Source organism: Pseudomonas sp. SWRI50, assembly GCF_014269095.1.
Classification (GTDB): Bacteria; Pseudomonadota; Gammaproteobacteria; order Pseudomonadales; family Pseudomonadaceae; genus Aquipseudomonas; species Aquipseudomonas kermanshahensis.
In genome coordinates, this window is sequence record NZ_JABWRW010000008.1 from 55,457 (window position 1) to 72,438 (window position 16,982).

The following is a 16,982-nucleotide window of genomic DNA, read 5'->3' on the forward strand; positions in this document are numbered from 1 at the left end:
ATGACTCACACCAGATAGTCGCATTCCAGTGTACGACTGTGCACTCAAAGAGGCAAACCTGGGGTGAGTCTGTCGATCGGCAGGGTTAGCCCATGTGGCTCTGATCCAGCTCGATAGCCTTGTCCAGAGCCTCCAGCAGGCCCTTGCGCACCTTCAGCTTGGTGTTTTTGTGCGCCAGCATGTTCAGCTTCTTCAGTTCACGGGCAGCTGCCAGGGCCGCCTCGTGCAGTTGCTCGGCCGGCACCACCTTGTCGAGGAAGCCGGCGTCCAGTGCGCCTTGCGGGTCGAAGATCTCGGCGTTGATCACCGAGCGGTGGAAGGCCGAGCGGCGCAGGCGGTCGCGGGCCAGTTCGATGCCGGCATGGTGCATGGTCATGCCGATCTGCACTTCGTTCAGGCAGACCTTGTAGGGCCCGTCGACACCAATGCGGTAGTCGGCCGACAGCAGCAGGAAGGCCCCTTTGGCCACGGCATTACCGGGGCAGGCGACGATCACCGGGAACGGGTGCGACAGCAGGCGGCGGGCGAGGGTGGAGCCGGCGGTAACCAGGCCTATCGCCTCTTTGGGGCCACTGGTCATGACCTTGAGGTCGTAGCCGCCAGACAGAATGCCCGGCTGCCCGGTGATGATCACCACGGCACGTTCCTGTTCGGCGCGGTCGAGGGCGGCGTTGAAGGCAGTGATGACATCCGGCGAGATGGCGTTGACCTTGCCGTTGTTCAGGGTCAGGGTGGCGATGCCGTCTTCGGCGTGGTAGGTAATCAGCTCGCTCATTGCAGAGTCCTTTTGTTGGCGTGGCGACGACGTTACCCAGCGCCGTGGGCCAGGTAAAGCAGCAAGGCTGACTGGCCGGTCAGCGTTTACCGGGCCTCAAATGCAAATGCATGAAAAATTTGAAAAAAATGCTTGCCAAAGGAAAGGCCTTCCACTAAATTAGCGCGCCTCGACAGGCTGAAAGGCTTGAAGAGAAAACGGTGAAGTGTCCGAGTGGTCGAAGGAGCACGCCTGGAAAGTGTGTATACGAGAAATCGTATCAAGGGTTCAAATCCCTTCTTCACCGCCACATTCTACAAAAAGCCCCCGCGCTGAAAAGCTCGGGGGCTTTTTGTTTTTGGGCTGCTCACCTGTCAGGTGATGGCGGTCCCTGTAGGAGCGGCCTTGCGTCGCGAAAGGGCTGCAAAGCAGCCCCAGGTTTCAGCGTCGCCGCACATATTGCTGGGGCTGCTTCGCAGCCCTTTCGCGACGCAAGGCCGCGCCTACACAAAGGCAGTGCGCAGGGTTTCAGAAACTCACAGACGCTGACAACCGTGCCGTACGCGGCGCACCCTGGAACAGGTAGTTGTCCCCCAGGTAATCCCCCACATCGCGCCAGTAGCGCTTGTCGAACGCGTTATCCACGGTCAACCGCAGCACCGTGTCATACCCCCCAATGCGGGTGCGGTAGCGGCTGCCGAGGTCGAACACGGTATAACCGCCCACCTCGACATTACCCGCCTGGCTGGCATATTTGCTGGCGCTGTAGCGCGCACCGCCCAGCAGCGCCAGGCCTGGTACCGGCAGGCTGTATTCGGCCTGCAACGCCGCACGCAGGTTGGGCACATTGATTGCCTGATGCCCTTCGTAGTCCTCGGTCCCGCTGTTTTTTACCCGCGCGCGAATGGCTGCGGCACTCGCCTGCACTTGCAGGTTCGAGGTCACCCAGCCACTGGCGCCCAGCTCTAGGCCGGTGTTTTTCTGTTGGCCTTGCTGGACATAGGTGAAGGTGCCTTGGCCATCGGGGCGTGCGTATTGATACGCCTGGCGGATCTGGAACAGTGCGGCACTGAAGCTGATGCCTTGCCAGTCGCGTTTGATGCCCAACTCCAGCTGGCGTGACAGGGTGGGGGCGAGGATTTCAGTCGCGTTGCTGGCAAACCACGGTGCGGTACCGCCAGCCGACAGGCCTTTGGCATAGCTGGCGTACAGCGTGGTGTCTGGGCGTGGCTTGTAGATGAGCGCAGCATTGGGCAGCAACTGGTACTGGCGAGTGTGGCGCCCGGCAACACCGGTCTCGTCCCAGGTCTGCTCGTCCAGGCGCAGTTCGCGAGCGCCGATCACGGATTGCCACTGCTCGTTGAAGCTGATGCGATCACTCACGAACAGGCCGTACTGGCGGCTGTCGAGGCGGCGCTCGCTGGCGCCGATCGGCTTGTCAGACGGGGCGAGTGCTGGCGCACCGGTGTAGATACTGCCGGTACCCAGCCACTCGTTGTAATAGGGGCGTTGATCCACCGTGCGGCGTTGCGCGCTGCTGCCGATTGTCAGGTCGTGCCCTACGCCCAAGGCATCGAAGCGGCCGTTGAGCGTGGCCTGTGCTTCATCGGTGCGGCGGGTGTCATCCGGGCTGCGGTAGTCATAGATGTCGTAGTCGCCATTGCTGCCGAAAAACGCCCCCTCGCTCGAGCCCCAGGCAAACGCACTGTAATCGTCGATCACCACCTTGCTGCGCGACGCACTCAACGTGCCGGTCCAAGCCTCGTTGAAGCGGTACTCGAAACGCCCGCCCAGGTTCAGCGAATCGTTCTGCACCGGCTTGGCCCACTGCTGGTAGGCCAGGCGATCATGCGGGTCGATACCGTGTGGCACCTCGGTGCCGCCGAGCAACTGGTAACCGGGCACCGAGCGTTGTTCGCGGTGCTGGTACTCGGCGTCCAGCTGCAGCGTGGCATCCGGGTTGATCTGCCAGTCGAAGGCCAGCGAGGCGAAGTCGCGCTTGCCGTCGGCATGGTCGACATAGCTGCGGATGTCTTCATGGGCCAGGTTGGCGCGCAGGCCGAACTGCCGCTCGCTGCCGAACCAGCCGCCCAGGTCGGTGGCCAGGTAACGTTCGCCTTGTTCGTTGGTCGATACCGTCACGCTGCGCACGTCTTCGGCGCGCTTGGTCACGTAGTTGATCAGGCCGCCCGGTTCCGAAACGCCGCTTTGCAGCCCCGACAAGCCCTTGAGCAATTCCACTTGCTGTTTGTTTTCCAGGGCCACGTTCTGCTCGCCGGCGATAGTCTGGCCATTGATCCGGTAGCTGCTGGCGGCATTCAGCTCGAAGCCGCGCACGTTGAAGTTTTCGTAATAGCCGATGGGCGCATAGCTTTCCCCCACAGAGGCGTCGCTTTGCAGCACTTCGCTGAGCTTGCGCACCTGGCGGTCCTCCAGCAGTTGCTGGCTGAACACGCTGACCGAGGCCGGGGTGTCGAGCAGCGGCGCGGGCTGGAAGCCACCCACCGAGGCTTCGCGCACCTGGTAGCCGTCGTTGCCATAGCTGTCGGAGACCCGCAGCGGGTCCAGCACGATGCTGTCTTCGGCAAGCAAATGAGGGCAATGCAGGGCCAGGCCCAGGCTGAGCAAGCTCAGGGGCAGGCGGGGGCGAAGCGGGGGCATGCGGAGGCTCCTGGATACGCGACACCTGTGCCGGCCTCTTCGCGGGGCAAGCCCGCTCCTACAGGATTTTGCGCAACCCTTGTGGGAGCGGGCTTGCCCCGCGAAGAGGCCGGTACAGGCCATGAAAAAGGCGGCATCTTAACAGCCGCCTTCAACATTGGACGATCACGCCCGCGCGATATTCAGTCGTTGCTGGCCGGGCGCTTGTGCTGGCGCCAGTTGTCGTCGATCTTCGACCAGGTCTTGCCATCGGTGACGGCCAGCAGTTTGCGCCCGTCCTTGAAGGTGGCGAGGAAGGTGGCTTCTTCTTCCTTGCCACCGAGCCAGAGCCCGGCCAGCAGCCCCACCGGCCCGGCCACCAAGGCCCCAGCTACACCCCAGCCAAGGGCGGTACCCAGGCTGCGGCTGGACTCCAAACTGGACAGCTTGAGGTCACTGATGCGTGCGAGTGAGATCCGCTCGCCAGGCGAGGGGCTGCGCGGGGTCTTGAGTGTGAGCGATCCGTTGCGATACTCGCCTTCACCTTGCAAGAAATCGCCGGATCGAACCGTGAGTCTTGTCATAAAGTCGTCCTTCAGGGAGGGGGCATTGTCCAGCACTTACTTGAGCCCTCCCGAGGCAGGCAGTCAACGCTCAGGCGACGGAGGGTAGTGCGTTGCAATGTCGCGGCTGATGCGCTTGCGCTCGGCCAGCGCCCAGGCCAACAGTGCCAGCGTACCGATCACCAAGCCGGCCACGACAATGCCCATCCAGCCCTGACGCTGGAACAACTGCGTCCCCAGCAGCGACCCCAGCGCACCGCCGATGAAGTAGCAAGTGATATAGCCTGCATTCAGCCGTGTGCGCGCCTCTGGCCGCAGCGCGATCACCGCGTTTTGGTTGCTCACGTGTACCAGCTGTACGGCCAGGTCGAGCATCAATACCCCCAGCAGCAACGCCAGCAGCGAGTACTCGGCAAAACCAAGCGGCACCCACGACAGCAGCAGTACGATCAGCCCGACCGTGGTGCCTAACGCCCCTTTGCCGCGGTCGGCCAGGCGCCCAGCCCAGTTGGCCGACAGCGCTCCCGCCGCGCCTGCCAAACCGAACAGGCCGATCACCGCGTCCGAGTAGTGGTAGGGCGCTTGCGCCAGCAGGAAGGCCAGCGGTGTCCAGAACAGCGCGAACAGGCTGAACGCCAGCAAGCCCAGCAGCGAGCGCAAGCGCAGCACGGGCTCTTCGATGAACAGGCGGAACACCGAGCCGATCAAGGCCGGGTACTTCAAACCGGCATGGCTGTGGTGCTGCGGCAAGCTGCGATACAGGGCCAGGGCGGTGATGGCCATCAGTACCGCGGCCAGCACATAGATGCTGCGCCAGCCACCCAACTCCGCCATGAAGCCGGCCGCCGTACGCGCCAGCAGAATGCCCAGCAACAGGCCGCTCATCAGTGTGCCCACTGCGCGCCCGCGCTGGTGCGGCTCACTCAGGCTCGCGGCCATCGGCACCAGGATTTGCGCCACCACCGAGAACAGGCCGGTCAGCGCGGTGCCGAGCAGCAACCACGGCAGGCTCGGTGCGCAGGCGCTGATGACCAGGCCGAGGGTCGAAATGGCGGTCATCACCGTGATCAGGCGGCGTTGCTCGAACAGGTCGCCCAGGGGCGCCAGCAGCAACAGGCCAGCGCCATAGCTGAGCTGGGCGGCGATGACGATGCTGCCGGCGCCGGCGGTGCTCAGGCCGAACTGCAGGGCGATGCTGTGCAGCAACGGTTGCGCGTAGTAGTTGCTGGCCACGGCCAGGCCGGTGGCGGTGGCCATCAGCAGGATCAGGGCGCGACTGAGGGTCGGGGCGTTCATGGGGATCTCGGGGGGCATTGGCAGGGGGCTGTATTCTAGGGCGTTGAGGGTATGGCGGGGGATGTTTAGCGCCTGGGAGATCGAGCGCCGCCCGCGCGGCGCTCGATCTCACAGGCGCAAAAAAAACCAAGGCAGACACCTAGAACTGCGCCCACCTCAAGCCGCAAACCCACCATCCGCCGTCAAACTGGCCCCCGTGATGTACCCCGCCTCCGGCCCCGCCAGGTAGGCCACGAAGCTGGCAATCTCATCCACCTGCCCATAGCGCCCGATGGCCATCAGCGGTATCAGGCTGTCGGCAAACTCACCGCTGGCCGGGTTCATATCGGTGTCAACCGGGCCGGGCTGCACGTTGTTGACGGTGATGCCCTGGGGGCCGAGGTCGCGTGCCATGCCGCGGGTCAGGCCAACCAGCGCCGACTTGCTCATGGCGTAGGGGGCGCCACCGGCAAAGGGCATGCGCTCGGCGTTGGTGCTGCCGATGTTGATGATGCGCCCGCCCTGGCCCATGTAGCGCACGGCCGCTTGGCTGGCGACGAACACGCTGCGCACATTCACCGCCAGCATGCGGTCGAAGTCACCCAGGTCGAACTCGGCGATCGGCGCCACCGTCAGCACACCGGCGTTGTTCACCAGAATGTCCAGCCCCCCAAAGGCCTTCGCGGTGTCATCCACCGCCAATTGCACGGCGGCGGCGTCGGCGCTGTCGGCGCGCAGGGCGAGGGCTTGGCCGCCGTTGCCGATGATTTCCTGGGCCAGCTGTTCTGCCGGGCCGGCGGAGCTGACGTAGGTGAAGGCAACCCGAGCACCGTCGCGGGCCAGGCGGCGCACGATGGCCGCACCAATGCCGCGGGAGCCGCCCTGGACCAGGGCTACCTTACCGTCGAGTGGAAGTTGTTTGGACATGCTGATCTCCTGCTGGGAAGCAAGGCCGAATGCCTTGGATGGGCGCAGTATCGGTGGCTAATTACCTGCTGATAAGATGGCAATCACTATTAGCAGAGTAAACCCTTGGTTGTTAATCATGGCCGTGGAGTCTTTCAACGCCCTCGAATGCTTTATCCGCAGCGCCGAGGTCGGCAGCTTCGCCGAGGCCGCTCGCCGCCTGAGCCTGACCCCCGCCGCAGTGGGCAAGCATGTGGCTCAGCTGGAAGCCCGGTTGGGCGTGCGACTGTTCCAGCGTAGTACCCGCAAGCTGACCTTGACCGAAGCAGGCCAGCGTTTTCTGGGTGAAGTGAGTGACAGTTTTCGTACCATCCAGTACGCCGTGGCTAACCTGGCCAGTGCCGAAGGCCAACCGGCCGGGTTGCTGCGGGTCAGCATGGGCACGGTGTTTGGGCGGTTGTACGTGTTACCCCTGTTGGGAGAATTCTTGCGCCGTTACCCGGCGATTACCCCGGATTGGCATTTTGACAATCGCCAGGTCGACCTGATCGGCCAAGGCTTCGATGCTGCCATCGGCGGCGGTTTTGATTTGCCGCCGGGGGTGGTGGCGCGCAAGCTGACCCCGGCGCACCGGGTGCTGGTGGCAGCGCCTGCCTACCTGGACCAACAGGCGCCGATCGAGGACCCGCAGGCGCTGCAGTGCCACGCCGGCATTCTGATTCGCTCACCGCAGACCGGCCGGGTGCGCTCCTGGCCACTGACCAGTCGCTGGCAGGAGCAGCAGCCGTTGGTGCTGCGCCAAGCAATGACCATGAGTGATTCGGATGCGGCCTGCGCGGTGGCGCAGCAGGGGTTGGGGGTTGCCTTGGTCAGTCTGCCGTTTGCCGTGCCTTACCTGCAGGCCGGGGGGCTGCGGCGGGTGTTGCCGGATTGGTATGTGGACGATGGGCATATCAGCGTGTATTTCGCCCAGCACAAATTGTTGCCCGGGAAGACGCGGGCGTTTATCGATTTTGTCGTGGAGCAGTTCGCGCAGCAGGGGTTGGCGGGGCAGTTCGATGCGCTGCAGGGCCTCTAGAATGATGCTGCCTGAACCGGCCTCTTCGCGGGTAAACCCGCTCCCACAGGGATGGCGCAATACCTGTGGGAGCGGGCTTGCCCCGCGAAGAGGCCGGGTCAGGCAACATCAGCAATGAAAAATACCTGCGCCCCCAAGCTCACCTCGTCATCCACCCGCTTGCCCACCAGCTGCTGCCCCAGCGGCGAGCGCGGTGTGATCACGGTCACCAGCTCATCCCCTTCACCCACTTTCAACCCGGCCGCCTCAGGCCCGAGGAACAGCCTACGTTGCTGGCCATCCTCGTCCTCAAGGGTCACCAGGTTGCTCACCTGCACGCCATGCGCAGGGTCGTAGTCACGCAACAGCAGTTGCTGGTAAATCTGCAACGCCTGGCGAATCTCGGCAGTACGCCGCGCCTGGCCGGTGGCCAGGTACGAAGCTTCAAGGCCCAAGGTGTCATACTTGTTTTCGGCGATGTTCTCTTCCGCGGTGGCGGCTTCGTACGCGGTCTGCGCGGCGCGGCTCAGCACGTCTACGTCATGTTCGAGGGTCGCGACGATGCGCGTGAGTAGCAGGGGCTTGTCCATCTTCAGTAACAGAACTCCAGCACATGGGCCTGGCTTTTTTCGGTGGGCGCGGTGCGGTTCTGTTGCAGCCAGAACTGGCACTTGGGGCTGTTAAGGTTGCGAGGGTTGCCTTGGGCGGCCTCGGCGGCCTGTTGCAGTTGCTGCTGGTGCAGGATGTCCTTGTAGCGCTCGAACATTTCGCCCTGGGCATCTGCCGGTGGCGGCGCGGCGGGTTGGCTGCGGGCAGGGGCCATGGCCTGGGCGACCGGCTGCACCTGCTCTGGCCACAGCTGCAACGCCAACCACAGGCTCATGGCGATGACCACGGCGCCCAGCCACAGGCCAAAGGCCACGCAGAGGATCAGTTGCAACGGCTTGAGGGTGATTTTCAGTTCGCGGTGGCGGGGCATGGCAGCCTCCTGGCAGGGCAGTTCGAGGTGCATTGTCGCACGCTGTCGGCGAATTTTACCCGTGGGTGCTTTTGTCCACGGCAATTAATCCGCAGAATTCGCGGTTTTGGGCACCATGAGGGGGAGGGCACATGAAGGCCACCTGGGACATCTTTTGCACCGTCGTCGACAATTATGGCGACATCGGCGTCACCTGGCGCCTGGCGCGGCAACTGGTGGACGAGCACGATCTGGCGGTGCGCCTGTGGGTGGACGACCTGAACGCCTTCGTGCCGATGTGCCCCGGTGCCGATGCCACGGCGCTGCAACAATGGCAGCACGGTGTCGATGTGCGCCAGTGGCCTGCCGAGTGGCTGCCGGTGGAGCCTGCCGAGGTGGTGATCGGCGCGTTCGCCTGCCAGCTGCCGGTGCACTATGTCGAGGCCATGCGTGCGCGGCCCAAGCCGCCGCTGTGGCTGAACCTCGACTACCTCAGTGCAGAGGACTGGGTTGAGGGCTGCCACGGTTTGCCGTCGCCCCAGCCCAACGGCTTGCGCAAAGTATTCTTCTTCCCAGGCTTTACCGAAAAAACCGGTGGCCTGTTGCGTGAGGGCGATTTACTGGCGCGGCGCGAAGCCTTCGCGCAGTCTGCCGAAGCCCGGCAGGCATTCTTGCAGCGCCTGGGTGTACACCCCGAGGCGCAAGCGCGGCTGATCTCGCTGTTCGCCTATGAGAACACCCAGCTGGGCAACTGGCTGGATGCGTTGGCAGCAGATACCCAGCCGACCCACCTACTGGTACCGCAAGGGCGCATCCTGGCTGACGTCGCCCATTGGCTGGGCGAGCCGGGGCTGGCGGTGGGCGATGTGCGCCTGCGCGGGTCGCTGACGGTGCAAATTTTGCCGTTCGTCAGCCAGGACGATTATGATCGCCTGCTGTGGGCCTGCGACTTCAATGCCGTGCGCGGTGAAGACTCGTTCGTGCGTGCGCAGTGGGCTGGGCGGCCGATGCTGTGGCACATCTACGTGCAGGACGAGAACGCCCACTGGGAAAAACTCGAAGCGTTCCTTGCGCATTATCGACAGGGCCTGTCAGACGATGCCGCTGACGCACTGGTTGCGTTGTGGCGTGCCTGGAACATGGACAACGACGTCGGCCAGGCGTGGCAAGCGGCCCAGCGGCACTGGCCAGAACTGCAGCAGCATGCCCGAGATTGGGCGGCCCGGCAGGCCACTCGGCCGGACCTTGCCATGACGCTGGTACAGTTTTACCGAAATTGGCTATGATATGCGGCCTCGATTTTTATAAATCCATCCAGATTCGGATACTTCGTAATGAAAACTGGTAAAGAACTGAAACCCGGTACCGTACTGCGGATCGACAACGACCCGTGGCTGGTTCAAAAAGCTGAGTTCACCAAATCGGGCCGTAACAGCGCGATCATGAAAACCAAGCTGAAGAACCTGCTGACCGGCTACAAGACCGAAACCGTCTACGGTGCGGACGACAAGCTGGACGACGTGATCCTGGATCGCAAAGAAGCGACCCTGTCGTTCATCAGCGGTGACTCGTACACCTTCATGGACACCACCGACTACACCATGTACGAACTGAACGCCGAAGACATCGACGCCGTTCTGCCGTACATCGAAGAAGGCATGGAAGACATCTGCGAAGCCGTCTTCTTCGAAGGCCGCCTGGTATCGGTTGAACTGCCGACCACCATCAGCCGTAAAGTTGTCTACACCGAGAACGCTGCGCGTGGTGACACCTCCGGCAAAGTGATGAAGCCTGCCAAGCTGGCAAACGGTACCGAGATCTCGGTTGCCGACTTCATCCAGATCGACGAGTGGATCGACATCGACACTCGCGACAACAGCTTCAAAGGCCGTTCCAAGAAGTAAATCTTCTTGTGATGCGCACAAAAAACCCGGCCTCGGCCGGGTTTTTTTATGCCTGCATTCAGACCGTCACGTGCAGCCTTACATCCACATTGCCGCGGGTGGCGTTGGAGTAAGGGCAGACCTTGTGCGCCTTCTCCACCAAACCTTCGGCATCGGCCTGGGCCAGGCCCGGCAGGTTGATGTGCAGGTCGATGTCCAGGCCGAAACCACCCGGGATCTGGCCAATGCCCACGTTTGCAGTGATCGAGGCATCGGCCGGCAGGGCTTTTTTCTCTTGCCCGGCGACAAATTTCAGTGCGCCGATGAAGCAGGCCGAGTAGCCGGCCGCGAACATCTGTTCAGGGTTGGTGCCGTCACCGCCCGCGCCGCCCAGTTCTTTGGGGGTGCTCAGCTTGACTTCCAGCTTGCCGTCGCTGGAGCGGGATTTACCGTCGCGCCCGCCAGTGGAGGTGGCTTCTGCGATGTACAGCGGAGTGACCTTTTGCATCTTGAGCCTCGCTAATGTGCTGTGCGCTACCGGGTAGCGGTGGCGCTGGGTAGGTGTGGGATTTAAATTAGCGCGCAATTAGTTTGCGCGCAAGATAAATCATCACCGTTCATCCGAACGGCCATCACACAGCATAGCGCTCAGAGGTTTTTCTGCAGGTTGTCGCGCAGTTCGAGCAGGTCGGCTTGCAGCTGTTTCAGGCGTTCCAGGCTGCGCCCGCTGGCCTTGAGGATGCACGGGGGCACCTGTTTGGCCTGTTGTTGCAAATCACGGCCCTTGTCGGTCAGCTGCACCAGTACCACCCGTTCGTCCTCGCGGCTGCGGGTGCGCTTGAGCAGGCCTTCGCTTTCCAGGCGCTTGAGCAGCGGGGTCAACGAGCCAGGGTCGGTGAGCAGGTGTTGGCTGATCTCGCCCACGGTCAGGCCATCCCGCTCCCACAGCACCAGCATGGCCAGGTACTGCGGGTAGGTCAGGCCCAGCGCTTGCAGCAGCGGCTTGTAGACCTTGGTCATCAGCAACGAGGTCGAATGCAGGGCGAAGCAGACCTGGTTGTCCAGCAGCAGCTCGTCACAGGAGGCTTGGGTGTCGGCGTTCATGCAGGTCCTTGGAATAATCAATGGGGAAATCTAGCACGCTGATCATTAGTGCGTTCATTGCCAGCGCAGTTCACTGCGCAGGGCCAGGTCCCAGGGTGGAATGGGGCTGAAACGGCTCTTGAGAAATTCGAGCAGCAAACGGCTGCGAGAGTTCGTTTCATGTGCCAGGCGTAACGCATAAATGCCACTGGACTCGGCGGCTGGCAGGCCACCTTCGCAAAACAGCGGGACCAGTTCGCCGCGCAGCAGGTAGTCGCTGATCAGCCAGGTGGGCAGATGGGCAATGCCCAAACCCGCGAGGGCGCCGAACAGCAGGGTTTCGGCGTTGTTGGCGGCCATGCGCATGCGCGATGGCCGGTACAGGCGGGCCTGGCCGGCCACGCTGAAGCGCCAGGCAAACGGTGGCGCCAGGCCGTCCCAGTCGAGGCCGTCGTGCGCAGGCAACTCGCTGGGGCACGCCGGTACGCCTCGGCTGGCCAGGTAGGCCGGGCTGGCGCAGGCGATGCGCACCATGTAGGCCAGCGGTGTGGCGACCAGGCGCGTGTCGGCCAGGGGGCCTGCACGCAATACCAGGTCGACTTCGCCAAGGTGGCTGCCCTGCATGTCGACGAAGCTGTCGATCAGGCGCAGGTGCACGTCCAGTCCGGGGTAGGCCACGAGGAAGTCGGCGATGGCCGGGGCGAGGTGGCGACGGCCAAACGCGGCGGGGGCGTCGATGCGGATGAGGCCTTCCGGGGCGCTGCTCAACGAGACAGCTTCGGCGCGGGCCAGGCGCAGCTCCTCGATGATGCGTCGTGCGCGTTCGGCAAAAGCGTTGCCGGCCGGGGTGGCACGCACCGCGTGGGTGCTGCGGGTGAACAGCCGGCTGCCCACGGCGCTTTCGAGGTTGTCGATGCGCCGGGCAACGGCCGAGGGCGTCAACGGGTGGCGCCGCGCGGCGGCAGAGAAGCTGCCGGTTTCCAGCACGTCGAGAAACAGGCTGAGTTGGTCGGTGAGGATATCGGGGTTCATGGTGGCTCGGCTTTGCATAAAACGCACAGCCATTGTGCGCTGCTGTGCGTTTCCCCACCAGCCCCGACTCGGTAGCATGCTCACCATTACAAGCGAGAGGCGCAGAGGCCCTGATGATCGAGTGGTTGTTGTATATCGCGTTGGGCGCTGCCCTGGGCACCATGGGTGGTTTGTTCGGGATTGGTGGGGGGTTGATTGCAATCCCGGCGCTGGGGGTGTTGTTCGGCTTGGACCAACAGCTGGCGCAGGGCACTGCGTTGGTCATGGTGGTGCCGAATGTGTTGCTGGCGCTGTGGCGCTACCACCAGCGCAACCGCATCGAGCTGCGCCATGCGCTGCCGTTGGCACTGTGCAGTTTCCTGTTCGCCTGGCTGGGGTCGATTTGGGCGGTGGGCATCGATGCCCAGTCCATGCGGCTGGGCTTTGTCGGCTTTCTGGTGGCGCTGGCGGTGTGGAACGTGGCGCGGATGTTCCTCAAGGTCGCGCCGCCCAGCCCTGAACTGCGTTACGCCTGGCCGTGGCTGGGCGTGCTGGGCAGTTTTGCCGGGACCATGGGTGGGTTGTTCGGGGTAGGGGGCGCGGTAGTCGCCACGCCTATTCTGACCAGTGTGTTCGGGACCACGCAGGTGGTGGCGCAGGGGTTGTCGCTGGCGTTGGCGGCGCCCAGTACGACGGTGACCCTGTTGACCTATGGCGTGCACCAGAGTGTTGATTGGGGGGTAGGGATCCCCTTGGCGGTGGGTGGGCTGCTCAGCATCAGCTGGGGGGTGAGGTTGGCGCATGCCCTGCCAGAGAAGGTGTTGCGGGCGATGTTTTGTGCGTTTCTGGTGGTGTGTGCGGTGATGTTGGGGTTTGAGCTTTGAGCGTACATGCTGCAGCCATCTCCCTGTAGGAGCAGCCTTGCGCTGCGAAGAGGCCCGTCCAAGCAGCGCAAAATGTCGCTGAAATCACCGGCCTCTTCGCAGCACAAGGCTGCTCCTACACAAAGCTATGGCTGCCACTGATCTATTTGAACCCTTCGACGATGTAATCGGCCATGCAATCGGTGATCGGGGACGGGTGCTGCGTGCTGCGCACCAGCATCACATTGGCCACCGGCAACTGCGGCAGCCCGTCGCTCTCGCCCAAAATCCGTATGTTGCCGCCGATCAGGCTCTGCAACTGTGCCGTCACCGCCAACCCGGCAGTGACGATGGCAAAGATCGCCGCCAGGCTTGGGCTGGTGTAGGCAATGCGGTAGTCGATGCCTTGCGCTTCTAGCGCATTGCAGGTCCAGGCGCGGCAAAAGCAGTCGGTGTTGAACAGCGCCACCGGCATGGGCCGTTGCTCCTGCGGGCAAAACCCTTCGGCGGCAGCCCACACCAACCGTTCCTGGCGCAACAGCTGGCCGACTTCGTTGCCCGGTTCGCGGGTGACGATGGTCAGGTCCAGGTCCTGACGCAGCATCAATTGCTTTGACGAATCGCAATGCACCTCCACCTGCACCAGCGGGTAAGCCTGGGCAAAACTCGACAGGATGGTCGGCAGAAAGCGCATGGCGTAATCGTCGGGTGTGCCGATGCGTACCACCCCGACCATGTGCGGCATGCGCAAGGTATTGAACACTTCGCCGTGCAGCTTGAGGATGCGCCGGGCATAGCCAAGCAGTACCTGCCCTTCAGCGGTGAGGCGTACCTGGCGGCCCTCGCGCTCGAACAGCTGGCGCTGCAGGATGTCTTCCTCCAGGCGTTTCATTTGCATGCTGACCGCCGACTGGGTGCGGTTGACCACCTCGCCGGCGCGGGTGAAACCGCCTTGCTCGGCAATGGCGACGAAGGTGCGCAACACGTCGGCATCAAGGCTTTGATACTGGGACATTGCATCAATCTCCGAGATGCATGGCATCAGAAACATTCGTTGGATTGATCTTAAGCCCGGCGCGAGACTGGAGCCATCAACACGGAGGGCTTCACGATGAAAGGTCATGTCAGCAGCATCCAGCAACCTGCCTTTTCCCTGAACCACCTGTGGCACGCAGCCCTGCAGCGCCCGGCGCGTTGGTGGGAGCTGTACCGTCAGCGCCAGGAGCTGGCCAGCCTCAGCGATGCGACATTGCACGACCTGGGCTTGAGCCGGGCGGATATCCAGCAAGAGGCCGAGCGGCACTTCTGGGATGATCCGCTGCGCAAATAGGCCGTTTTTTGTAGGTGCGGCGGTTTAGCGACGCACCTGCTTGAGGGTTTCGGCAATCAGAAACGCCAGTTCAAGCGACTGATCGGCATTCATGCGGGGGTCGCAGTGGGTGTGGTAACGGTCCGACAGGCCGTCTTCGGTGATCGGGCGGGCGCCGCCGATGCATTCGGTGACGTTCTGCCCGGTCATCTCAATGTGGATCCCGCCTGCATGGCTGCCTTCGGCCTGGTGCACCTGGAAGAACTGCTTCACCTCATCGAGGATCTGCGCAAAGTCACGGGTCTTGTAGCCACTGCTGGCCTTGATGGTGTTGCCGTGCATCGGGTCTGAGCTCCACAGCACCTTGCGCCCCTCGCGCTCGACAGTGCGGATCAACCCTGGCAGGTGGTCGCCGACCTTGTTGGCGCCCATGCGCACGATCAGGTTGAGGCGGCCGGGGTCGTTGCTCGGGTTGAGGGTGTCGATCAGGCGGATCAGTTCTTCGGGGTTCATGCTGGGGCCGACCTTGACCCCGATCGGGTTGTGCACGCCGCGCAGGAACTCGACATGGGCGCCGTCGAGCTGGCGCGTGCGGTCGCCGATCCACAGCATGTGCGCCGAGCAATCGTAGTAGTCGCCGGTCAGGCTGTCCTGGCGCACGAAAGCTTCTTCATAGTTGAGCAGCAGCGCTTCGTGGGCGGTGAAGAAGCTGGTCTCGCGCAGTTGCGGCGCGCTGTCCAGCCCGCAGGCGCGCATGAAGGCCAGGGTCTCGTCGATACGGTTGGCCAGTTGATGGTACTTGTCGGCCAACGCCGAGTTGGCGATGAAGTCCAGGTTCCACTTGTGCACCTGGTGCAGGTCGGCAAAGCCACCCTGGGCAAAGGCGCGCAACAGGTTGAGGCTGGCGGTGGCCTGGTGGTAGGCCTGCAGCAGGCGGTCCGGGTCGGGGACACGGCTTTTTTCATCAAAGCCGATGCCGTTGACGATATCGCCACGGTAGGCGGGCAGGGTGACGTTGCCGATGGTCTCGTCGCCCGCAGAGCGCGGCTTGGCAAATTGCCCGGCCATGCGCCCGACCTTGACCACCGGGCAGCCGGCAGCAAAGGTCATGACGATGGCCATCTGCAGCAGCACCTTGAACGTGTCGCGGATCTTCGCGGCGGAAAATTCGGCAAAGCTCTCGGCGCAGTCGCCGCCCTGCAACAGGAACGCGCGGCCTTCGGTGACCTCGGCGAACTGCCGGCGCAGCTCGCGGGCCTCGCCCGCGAACACCAGCGGCGGGTAGCTGGCCAAGGTCTGTTCGACCTTGAGCAGGTGCGCGGCGTCGGGGTAGGTCGGTTGCTGCTGGATAGGCAGGGCACGCCAGCTGTCAGGGCTCCACGGTGCGTTCATTTCGGGCTCGATCTTGTGGGTTGTAGGCTTTGGGTCATGGTAACAGTTGCCGCCGCGCTTGTTGCATCGGGGGTGTTGGCGGACAATGCGCGTTTTTGCACGGGCGAGTGGCGAACATGACGGCGGAACGGGAAGAGCGGCTACTGGCACGGGTCGAAGATGCCTTTGGCGTCATCAGCGTGTACGAGGTGGACGACTACCGTTTTCTCGAATTCGGCGACGCGATCGAGCAGAGCTGCGTGTTCACCGCCGACCCCAGCTGGCTGGAATATGACTACACCCGCGCCATGCTGGTCGGCGCCTTGTGCCACGCGCAGCCCGAGAGTGCGCTGTTTCTGGGCCTGGGCGCCGGCACGCTGACCCAGGCCTGCATGAAGTTTCTGCCGCTGGACGATATCGAAGCCATCGAGCTGCGCCCAGACGTGCCGCGCCTGGCCATGGAATACCTGGGCCTGGATGATGACCCGCGCCTGTATGTGCGGGTGGGCGATGCCATCGAGCTGCTGCCCAGCGCAGAAAAGGCCGACCTGGTCTTCGTCGACCTGTACACCGACTTTGGCCCGGGTGTCGGGCATCTGGCCTGGGGTTTTCTGGACAACTGCCAGAAACAGCTCAACCCTGGGGGGTGGCTGGTGATCAACCAGTGGGCCAGCGATGACGGCAGGCCGCTGGGCGCGGCGCTGCTGCGCGGCTTGTACCACCGGCATTATTGGGAGTTGCCGGTGAAGGAGGGCAACGTGATCCTCTTGGTGCCGGCGGACCTTGAGCAAACGCTGGACATGCAAGGGCTGCGGGCGCGTGCCGAGGCGCTGGCGCCGCAGTTGGGGTATACCCTTGACGGGCTGATCAAAGAAATTCGGCCTGCGACCTGAGCTGCTGACACCCCCTTGTAGGCGCAGCCTTGCGCTGCGAAGAGGCCCTTGCAGGCAGCGTAGATTCTTGCTGCTTTCACCGGCCTCTTCGCAGCGCAAGGCTGCTCCTACAAGGGGGTGTGAATTAACGATTCAGCCCGTGGTCGCTAGTGGCTACCTGGTGGCTCCGGTCTACTGAAAATTTTCCTCACGTAACCCACTAATTCGGGTATAGTACGCGCCGGTCTTTTAGCGGACCTCAAAATCAGGTGGTGCAAATCCTCCGAGTCCAGCTTCGGCTGCACGTCCGCTAGGCGGACCTTCCCAAGTTTTTCTTTTTCAATCGTTTTCGCAAATCCCCGCCGCCAAAGCTGCCTGGGTGACCTTCTGGTCTTTCAAGGCATGTGCAGCTTTGGAGCATGGGTCTTTGCGGATGC

The 16,982-nt window shown here is 63.1% G+C and carries 18 protein-coding genes and 1 tRNA gene; 7 read left to right on the forward strand and 12 right to left on the reverse strand.

The window, feature by feature from the left end; all coding sequences use genetic code 11:
- Nucleotides 1–85: 85 nt before the first annotated feature.
- Entirely contained in the window at nt 86–775 is a 690-nt protein-coding gene (locus HU750_RS11150) for a crotonase/enoyl-CoA hydratase family protein (RefSeq protein WP_027596028.1), read from the reverse strand.
- Between the two features lie 199 nt (nt 776–974).
- Here HU750_RS11150 and HU750_RS11155 point away from each other — a divergent pair.
- Nucleotides 975–1,064, forward strand: a tRNA-Ser gene (locus HU750_RS11155).
- Nucleotides 1,065–1,282: 218 nt separating this feature from the next.
- Here the strand turns inward: HU750_RS11155 and HU750_RS11160 are convergent.
- From HU750_RS11160 to HU750_RS11175, 4 genes are all read right to left on the reverse strand, one after another.
- Nucleotides 1,283–3,415: a TonB-dependent siderophore receptor gene (locus HU750_RS11160; protein ID WP_186679505.1), complete on the reverse strand. Its 2,133-nt coding sequence runs from the start codon at nt 3,413–3,415 to the stop codon at nt 1,283–1,285.
- A gap of 182 nt (nt 3,416–3,597) precedes the next feature.
- Nucleotides 3,598–3,978, reverse strand: a complete 381-nt coding sequence (locus HU750_RS11165) for a hypothetical protein (protein WP_186679507.1) — start codon at nt 3,976–3,978, stop codon at nt 3,598–3,600.
- A 63-nt stretch (nt 3,979–4,041) separates the two neighbouring features.
- Complete coding sequence (locus HU750_RS11170) at nt 4,042–5,253, reverse strand: MFS transporter (RefSeq protein ID WP_186679510.1); 1,212 nt, start codon at nt 5,251–5,253, stop codon at nt 4,042–4,044.
- A gap of 156 nt (nt 5,254–5,409) precedes the next feature.
- Nucleotides 5,410–6,159, reverse strand: coding sequence for a 3-oxoacyl-ACP reductase family protein (locus tag HU750_RS11175; protein WP_085273713.1), 750 nt, complete (start codon nt 6,157–6,159; stop codon nt 5,410–5,412).
- A gap of 118 nt (nt 6,160–6,277) precedes the next feature.
- Here HU750_RS11175 and HU750_RS11180 point away from each other — a divergent pair, with 118 nt between their 5' ends.
- Nucleotides 6,278–7,216 (forward strand): LysR family transcriptional regulator, encoded by a 939-nt coding sequence (locus HU750_RS11180; RefSeq protein ID WP_186679513.1) that lies wholly within the window; start codon nt 6,278–6,280, stop codon nt 7,214–7,216.
- Between the two features lie 98 nt (nt 7,217–7,314).
- Here HU750_RS11180 and HU750_RS11185 read toward each other — a convergent pair whose 3' ends face one another.
- A complete protein-coding gene (locus HU750_RS11185; protein WP_186679516.1) occupies nt 7,315–7,785 on the reverse strand; it encodes a GreA/GreB family elongation factor in 471 nt (156 codons plus the stop codon).
- Between the two features lie 2 nt (nt 7,786–7,787).
- On the reverse strand, nt 7,788–8,174 hold the full coding sequence (locus HU750_RS11190) for a hypothetical protein (RefSeq protein WP_186679520.1): 387 nt from the start codon (nt 8,172–8,174) through the stop codon (nt 7,788–7,790).
- A 131-nt stretch (nt 8,175–8,305) separates the two neighbouring features.
- Between HU750_RS11190 and earP the strand changes: the two genes are divergently transcribed.
- Both earP and efp read left to right on the forward strand, forming a co-directional pair.
- The gene (earP, locus tag HU750_RS11195) at nt 8,306–9,439 is read left to right on the forward strand and encodes an elongation factor P maturation arginine rhamnosyltransferase EarP (RefSeq protein WP_186679529.1); all 1,134 of its coding nucleotides are present in this window, start codon (nt 8,306–8,308) and stop codon (nt 9,437–9,439) included.
- Between the two features lie 48 nt (nt 9,440–9,487).
- Nucleotides 9,488–10,057: an elongation factor P gene (efp, locus tag HU750_RS11200; RefSeq protein ID WP_099428595.1), complete on the forward strand. Its 570-nt coding sequence runs from the start codon at nt 9,488–9,490 to the stop codon at nt 10,055–10,057.
- 58 nt (nt 10,058–10,115) lie between these two features.
- Here efp and HU750_RS11205 read toward each other — a convergent pair whose 3' ends face one another.
- From HU750_RS11205 to HU750_RS11215, 3 genes are all read right to left on the reverse strand, one after another.
- Nucleotides 10,116–10,544 (reverse strand): organic hydroperoxide resistance protein, encoded by a 429-nt coding sequence (locus HU750_RS11205; RefSeq protein ID WP_027596038.1) that lies wholly within the window; start codon nt 10,542–10,544, stop codon nt 10,116–10,118.
- A gap of 140 nt (nt 10,545–10,684) precedes the next feature.
- The gene (locus HU750_RS11210; RefSeq protein WP_027596039.1) at nt 10,685–11,140 is read right to left on the reverse strand and encodes a MarR family winged helix-turn-helix transcriptional regulator; all 456 of its coding nucleotides are present in this window, start codon (nt 11,138–11,140) and stop codon (nt 10,685–10,687) included.
- Nucleotides 11,141–11,194: 54 nt separating this feature from the next.
- The gene (locus tag HU750_RS11215; protein ID WP_186679531.1) at nt 11,195–12,151 is read right to left on the reverse strand and encodes a LysR family transcriptional regulator; all 957 of its coding nucleotides are present in this window, start codon (nt 12,149–12,151) and stop codon (nt 11,195–11,197) included.
- 113 nt (nt 12,152–12,264) lie between these two features.
- Between HU750_RS11215 and HU750_RS11220 the strand changes: the two genes are divergently transcribed.
- Nucleotides 12,265–13,014, forward strand: a complete 750-nt coding sequence (locus HU750_RS11220) for a sulfite exporter TauE/SafE family protein (protein WP_186679533.1) — start codon at nt 12,265–12,267, stop codon at nt 13,012–13,014.
- Between the two features lie 142 nt (nt 13,015–13,156).
- On the opposite strand, the gene HU750_RS11225 is transcribed toward HU750_RS11220, so the two are convergent.
- Nucleotides 13,157–14,008, reverse strand: a complete 852-nt coding sequence (locus HU750_RS11225; RefSeq protein ID WP_027596042.1) for a LysR substrate-binding domain-containing protein — start codon at nt 14,006–14,008, stop codon at nt 13,157–13,159.
- Between the two features lie 96 nt (nt 14,009–14,104).
- Between HU750_RS11225 and HU750_RS11230 the strand changes: the two genes are divergently transcribed.
- Nucleotides 14,105–14,323: a DUF1127 domain-containing protein gene (locus tag HU750_RS11230; protein WP_027596043.1), complete on the forward strand. Its 219-nt coding sequence runs from the start codon at nt 14,105–14,107 to the stop codon at nt 14,321–14,323.
- Nucleotides 14,324–14,347: 24 nt separating this feature from the next.
- Here the strand turns inward: HU750_RS11230 and HU750_RS11235 are convergent, their stop codons facing one another.
- Nucleotides 14,348–15,694 (reverse strand): class II 3-deoxy-7-phosphoheptulonate synthase, encoded by a 1,347-nt coding sequence (locus tag HU750_RS11235; protein WP_186679536.1) that lies wholly within the window; start codon nt 15,692–15,694, stop codon nt 14,348–14,350.
- Between the two features lie 116 nt (nt 15,695–15,810).
- Between HU750_RS11235 and HU750_RS11240 the strand changes: the two genes are divergently transcribed.
- Nucleotides 15,811–16,566, forward strand: coding sequence for a spermidine synthase (locus tag HU750_RS11240; protein ID WP_186679539.1), 756 nt, complete (start codon nt 15,811–15,813; stop codon nt 16,564–16,566).
- Nucleotides 16,567–16,982 lie beyond the last annotated feature (416 nt).

Coding starts and splice junctions, on each gene's coding strand:
- HU750_RS11150 (WP_027596028.1), bottom strand. CDS start 775: ATGAGCGAGCTGATTACCTACCACGCCGAAGACGGCATCGCCACCCTG.
- HU750_RS11160 (WP_186679505.1), bottom strand. CDS start 3,415: ATGCCCCCGCTTCGCCCCCGCCTGCCCCTGAGCTTGCTCAGCCTGGGC.
- HU750_RS11165 (WP_186679507.1), bottom strand. CDS start 3,978: ATGACAAGACTCACGGTTCGATCCGGCGATTTCTTGCAAGGTGAAGGC.
- HU750_RS11170 (WP_186679510.1), bottom strand. CDS start 5,253: ATGAACGCCCCGACCCTCAGTCGCGCCCTGATCCTGCTGATGGCCACC.
- HU750_RS11175 (WP_085273713.1), bottom strand. CDS start 6,159: ATGTCCAAACAACTTCCACTCGACGGTAAGGTAGCCCTGGTCCAGGGC.
- HU750_RS11180 (WP_186679513.1), top strand. CDS start 6,278: ATGGCCGTGGAGTCTTTCAACGCCCTCGAATGCTTTATCCGCAGCGCC.
- HU750_RS11185 (WP_186679516.1), bottom strand. CDS start 7,785: ATGGACAAGCCCCTGCTACTCACGCGCATCGTCGCGACCCTCGAACAT.
- HU750_RS11190 (WP_186679520.1), bottom strand. CDS start 8,174: ATGCCCCGCCACCGCGAACTGAAAATCACCCTCAAGCCGTTGCAACTG.
- earP (WP_186679529.1), top strand. CDS start 8,306: ATGAAGGCCACCTGGGACATCTTTTGCACCGTCGTCGACAATTATGGC.
- efp (WP_099428595.1), top strand. CDS start 9,488: ATGAAAACTGGTAAAGAACTGAAACCCGGTACCGTACTGCGGATCGAC.
- HU750_RS11205 (WP_027596038.1), bottom strand. CDS start 10,544: ATGCAAAAGGTCACTCCGCTGTACATCGCAGAAGCCACCTCCACTGGC.
- HU750_RS11210 (WP_027596039.1), bottom strand. CDS start 11,140: ATGAACGCCGACACCCAAGCCTCCTGTGACGAGCTGCTGCTGGACAAC.
- HU750_RS11215 (WP_186679531.1), bottom strand. CDS start 12,151: ATGAACCCCGATATCCTCACCGACCAACTCAGCCTGTTTCTCGACGTG.
- HU750_RS11220 (WP_186679533.1), top strand. CDS start 12,265: ATGATCGAGTGGTTGTTGTATATCGCGTTGGGCGCTGCCCTGGGCACC.
- HU750_RS11225 (WP_027596042.1), bottom strand. CDS start 14,008: ATGTCCCAGTATCAAAGCCTTGATGCCGACGTGTTGCGCACCTTCGTC.
- HU750_RS11230 (WP_027596043.1), top strand. CDS start 14,105: ATGAAAGGTCATGTCAGCAGCATCCAGCAACCTGCCTTTTCCCTGAAC.
- HU750_RS11235 (WP_186679536.1), bottom strand. CDS start 15,694: ATGAACGCACCGTGGAGCCCTGACAGCTGGCGTGCCCTGCCTATCCAG.
- HU750_RS11240 (WP_186679539.1), top strand. CDS start 15,811: ATGACGGCGGAACGGGAAGAGCGGCTACTGGCACGGGTCGAAGATGCC.